At 41.8% G+C, this 4,538-nt stretch carries 6 protein-coding genes and 1 pseudogene; 5 read left to right on the forward strand and 2 right to left on the reverse strand.

Annotated elements, in window-relative coordinates; translation table 11 throughout:
- The 4 genes and pseudogenes from PX481_RS08885 to ispD all read left to right on the forward strand — a co-directional run.
- Positions 1–205 (forward strand): annotated as a pseudogene (locus PX481_RS08885) (hypothetical protein); the annotation flags it as partial.
- A 186-nt stretch (positions 206–391) separates the two neighbouring features.
- Positions 392–1,042, forward strand: a complete 651-nt coding sequence (locus tag PX481_RS08890; RefSeq protein WP_288094442.1) for a hypothetical protein — start codon at positions 392–394, stop codon at positions 1,040–1,042.
- Positions 1,043–1,196: 154 nt separating this feature from the next.
- Positions 1,197–1,595 carry a DUF1824 family protein gene (locus tag PX481_RS08895; protein ID WP_002799415.1) on the forward strand — a complete coding sequence of 133 codons (399 nt, stop codon included), beginning with the start codon at positions 1,197–1,199 and terminating at the stop codon, positions 1,593–1,595.
- Positions 1,596–1,738: 143 nt separating this feature from the next.
- Positions 1,739–2,419, forward strand: coding sequence for a 2-C-methyl-D-erythritol 4-phosphate cytidylyltransferase (gene ispD / locus PX481_RS08900; RefSeq protein ID WP_288028236.1), 681 nt, complete (start codon positions 1,739–1,741; stop codon positions 2,417–2,419).
- Here ispD and PX481_RS08905 read toward each other — a convergent pair.
- Positions 2,414–3,031: a serine O-acetyltransferase gene (locus PX481_RS08905; protein ID WP_002761245.1), complete on the reverse strand. Its 618-nt coding sequence runs from the start codon at positions 3,029–3,031 to the stop codon at positions 2,414–2,416. The two genes, ispD and PX481_RS08905, sit on opposite strands and share 6 nt — an antisense overlap.
- Positions 3,032–3,135: 104 nt before the next feature.
- Here PX481_RS08905 and PX481_RS08910 point away from each other — a divergent pair, with 104 nt between their 5' ends.
- Entirely contained in the window at positions 3,136–4,086 is a 951-nt protein-coding gene (locus PX481_RS08910) for a glycosyltransferase family 2 protein (protein WP_288094445.1), read from the forward strand.
- A 118-nt stretch (positions 4,087–4,204) separates the two neighbouring features.
- Here PX481_RS08910 and PX481_RS08915 read toward each other — a convergent pair whose 3' ends face one another.
- A complete protein-coding gene (locus tag PX481_RS08915) occupies positions 4,205–4,333 on the reverse strand; it encodes a type II toxin-antitoxin system HicB family antitoxin (RefSeq protein ID WP_071825078.1) in 129 nt (42 codons plus the stop codon).
- Between the last annotated feature and the right edge of the window lie 205 nt (positions 4,334–4,538).

Consider the following 4,538-nt stretch of genomic DNA (forward strand, 5'->3'; position numbering starts at 1 on the left):
TAAAGGTTGGATGAGTGGTTTTGTCAGCGAGCGCGGTTTGACCCAGCAGGGATTATTGAGCAAAATTCAGGGATTTATCGACTTTTCTGCCGATAAATTGGTATATGTTGGGGCATTCCTCGATATGACCACCAATTACTATGAACATACCGGTATTCAAACCCTGGCTCGTCGTTTAATCGAAAGAGCCGTGGCGGAAATTTAAGTGGCACCGGGGGCAGGGATGGACAGACCGATACCAAATCGGTTTTTAATACCATGATTAAGTCCCAATTCAACTTTAAAAACCCAGTTATGGATGGTTTCCCCCTGCTCCGGCACTCACCCACTTTCCTATACCTTTTCCACAGGGTTTAGTATTATAATATCCCCTCCTTAGCCCCTCAAGGTCATGAATCAGTCACAACTTATCCATGCCGCTAAACTCCAGGAGCCAGCCGCTATTATTGCTCTACTTAACCAAAGTCTCTTAACCAGAAAAATAGAGGTTGTTGAAGCCACCCCGCAAGAAAATGCCCTGACTCTAAAAGTTCAATCCAAAAATATACCCAATCAACACAAGTTATTACCTTTTTTGTCGGCAGAAATCAAAAGCTTGGGCATCGATGGATTAGAACAAGTGATCGTTTACGGTATGACCGAGGCATCCGATATCCCCGCTTGGCAAGAATCGATAACCCTGAGTCAAGATGATTTAATCGTCAATCTTGTCACCAAATTAAACTCTTTGCCGATAATAACCGCAGAAATCGCCGAAAATGACCCGGAAGATGCGCCAGAAGCTTTGGAAGACTCTGAAACAACTGAAGAAAAAGCCCTAGAAAAACGGGAGGAGTTCACTGAAGCTGCTGAGAATATTGTGGCGACTGGTGAGCGATTTTCCCTATCTCATCGGAGACACTCCTCTTTTCCCCTCAGTATAATTTTGCCTTACCTAGCGATCGGTTTTGGCACTGGAATTATTATAGGTGCTTACTTTGGCTATCAAAAAGCAGTGAGTGAAATGTACGCACAACCCGGAGCGCTCGAACAACCCCGATAAATTTTCCTGTCCCCAACCTGATATGATAAGACCAATGCAAAATTTTCCTATCTCTAAACCCCAATGATTTAGGGCTTTTTTTCTTGGGAATTTGTCGGTAAGGACAGCAGCAACAGTTGATTTTTTATCTTTAGCCCCACATATCTAACCGCTCATGTCTATGGAAGAAGCCTTGAAACTCCTAAAAGAATATGGATGTATTCAACTAAAAATTGCCCAATCCCCCGAAGAAGAAGAAGCTCTAAGACAGGCAATTTTATTAGTTAACCAAGGTTCGGAATCAATTAATTTAGGTATCTGTGCCGATAACAATGAAGAGGGATTTAAAGCCCTGAAAAGTTATCTACAAGCCCTGGGATACCCCCTACCTAATAGTCTCCCAGAAGACCAACCAGAACAGGGAGCGGTGTATATTAAATACAATACCCAAAGACAAGCTTCCTATCTCGATTCCTATACGGGAACCTATCGCGGTGTCCTGGTTTCTTGTCAGTCAGAAAATGATCAATTAGTCGGTACTTATGGTCACTTTCCCCTCGATTTATTCTCTTAAGAGGCATAGTTTTTGGGTTATTTAAGCGATTAACCATCAGCCGGACAGTGATTACTGTTTACAAATAAGAGGCAAAAAGCTCCCCACTCCTGTCCACTGAATTCTCTTTCCTGACTCTTGTTAACTTTTTACCTGAAAAAAATATGTATTTGTTAATTCCAGCAGCGGGAATGGGTAAACGGATGGGCAGCGATCGCAATAAATTACTGCTCACCCTGCACGGAAAACCTCTCCTGGCTTGGACTTTGCTGGCTGCCATGGAATCGAGGGCAATTATCTGGATTGGCATCATGGCACAACCGGAAGACTTTGAGGATATCCGAGAAATTATCACCCCTATAAATGCCCTTAAACCCGTGCAAATCATCCAAGGAGGTGAAACCAGACAAAAATCGGTTTATAATGGCTTACAAGCCCTACCAGAGGGGGCTGAGACGGTTTTAATTCACGATGGGGCGCGCTGTTTAGCCACTCCCGAATTATTTGATCGCTGTGCCGCCGCTTTAGCCACTTGTCAGGGTTTCATTGCGGCGATTCCGGTGAAAGATACGATTAAAATTGTCGATAGCAAGGGCTGGATTGAGGATACACCGGATCGCTCGCAGTTGTGGGCGGCCCAAACGCCCCAGGGTTTTCAGGTAAAATTATTAAAAGAATGTCATGAACAGGGCCGAAAATTAGATTGGGAAGTCACCGACGATGCCGCCTTATTAGAAAAATGTGGTTTTCCCGTCAAAATTGTCGTCGGTGAAGAAACTAACTTAAAAATTACGACTCCGGGAGATCTGGCAATTGCCGAATATATTTTAAGTCAACGTTTATAATTTTTCATCTACTTTAACGCCGTCCCGTTTAATAATACGAGCGGGAATACCCACCACCACACAATTAGGTGGAACATCTTTGACTACCACTGAATTTGCGCCCACGGTGACATTATCGCCTATGGTAATGTTTCCCAAGACTTTAGCACCGGCGGTAATCCTGACATTATTGCCAATTTTGGGGCGACCGCTTTTATCTTTATAGCCAATTGTTACCTGTTGATTAATCCAACAGTTATCGCCCAAATCCGCCATAACAATCGTACTAAAACCGTGTTGAATAAATAATCCTTTGCCAATCGAACAAGAAGAATCTAGAAATAAATAGGAACTTTCTCGATAGAAAAACCTAAGAATATACATAAAAAAACGGCTGAATGAACCACCTTGAAAAAGACGACAATAATATAAATTTCTAAATTCTTTTGCCTCCAGACACAGAGCTAACAATTGTAACGAATCTGCTCTTTTTTCCCAACCTAATAACTCTACCCAACGCCGCACATCACCTAAGATAAGTTCTCGATTGTTAGCTACCTGAAAAGCAATGATTAAGGGTGAGAGCCAAAGAATACCCACATAGAAAAATAATTTTCGGAAGAAACTTTTCATCGTTGGTCTAAAATAATTGACGATAGACTTGCTTTTTGTTGCTATTGATTATAGTAGTATTGTAGCGAATAGTTCAACCGTCCCCCGTTTATTGGACTCCAACGATGTCAACTACCTTGCAGTTCTTTCCCGAAGTATCCGTGATCGTGCCAATTTATAACGGAGAGAAAGATCTACCCCCTCTCATTGATTGTTTAGCCAAACAGACCTATCCCCGTCAATTAGTTGAATATATTTTAGTTGATAATAATAGTAGCGATCGCACGGCAGAATTATTAGGAAAGGCAGCAGAAGAACAGCGGGGACTGAACCTGATCATTTTAAGCGAAAATCAGATACAAAGCTCCTACGCTGCTCGCAACAAAGGGATCAAAAGCGCTCGTTATCCTTTTTTGGTCTTTACCGATGCCGATTGTCGTCCCGCACCGCAATGGTTGACAGAATTGATCCAACCCTTTAGTGATCCTAACATCGGTCTGGTAGTGGGTGAAATTGCTGCCTTAACTGGTTCCACTTGCTTGGAAAAGTATGCAGAACGTCGTAACTTTATGTCACCAAAATTTCTTTTAGAACATTCTTTTTGTCCCTACGGTCAAACTGCTAACCTCGCTATTCGTCGAGAAGCTTTTCAAAAAGTTGGTTTATTTCGTCCTTATTTAACTACCGGTGGTGATGCCGATATCTGTTGGCGTATTCAACAACAAACCGACTGGCAATTAACCTACGCACCAGAGGCAATTATTTACCATCGTCATCGTTCCACCTTAGAAGACTTAAGAAGTCAATTAAAACGTTATGGGCGCTCGAATCGCTATCTTCACGAATTGTATGGTGTCGAATTGATGCGACCTTTAACCAATCAAGAGTTATTTTTTACTCTCAGTCGTTGGTTATTAAAAGAGCTACCAAAAAATACTCTCAAGTTACTGTTTGGTCAAGCAGATTTAGTAGATTTATTGGCTACTCCCCTCGATTTAATTGGGTTTCAGTCCCGCAGCCAAGGACAAGCCACGGCTAAACTACCCGAAAAAGCTAAAGAAATCGAATGGCTTTAATTCAGTTATCAGTTATCAGATGTGAGTTTTCAGTTATCAGATGTGAGTTTTCAGTGATCAGTGATCAGTTATCGGTTATCAGATGTAAGTTTTCAGTTCACTGATTACTGATTACTGATTACTGTTTACTGATTAAGGTTTCCTCTATGGTTTCTCCCTGAGTGAAACATCCCGGAAGATCCTTAATTTCTGATACATATCCCCCGTCATCATCAGGATAAATTGTTATTGGATATTTTAGCCTCAAATAAAACTCTAATGATTCAAGCTTAGTTTTATTACTTGTACTCTTATTTTTACCTCTTTAAAGTTAGTAAATAGGATAAATGTAAGTAGGTAGGTATTAAAAACTTTCAGATGCCCCCCTTATTAAGGGGGGATTAAGGGGGGACTAAGGGGGGATCGGCACCCCCCTTATCAAGGGGGGCAGGGGGGATCGAACCTAAAATCCA

This window comes from Microcystis sp. M53603_WE2 (assembly GCF_030065435.1).

What these genes read in the sequence shown, in the direction of transcription:
- PX481_RS08905 (WP_002761245.1), bottom strand. Translation starts at nt 3,031, where the DNA reads ATGAAAAGTTTCTTCCGAAAATTATTTTTCTATGTGGGTATTCTTTGG.
- PX481_RS08890 (WP_288094442.1), top strand. Translation starts at nt 392, where the DNA reads ATGAATCAGTCACAACTTATCCATGCCGCTAAACTCCAGGAGCCAGCC.
- PX481_RS08910 (WP_288094445.1), top strand. Translation starts at nt 3,136, where the DNA reads ATGTCAACTACCTTGCAGTTCTTTCCCGAAGTATCCGTGATCGTGCCA.
- ispD (WP_288028236.1), top strand. Translation starts at nt 1,739, where the DNA reads ATGTATTTGTTAATTCCAGCAGCGGGAATGGGTAAACGGATGGGCAGC.
- PX481_RS08895 (WP_002799415.1), top strand. Translation starts at nt 1,197, where the DNA reads ATGTCTATGGAAGAAGCCTTGAAACTCCTAAAAGAATATGGATGTATT.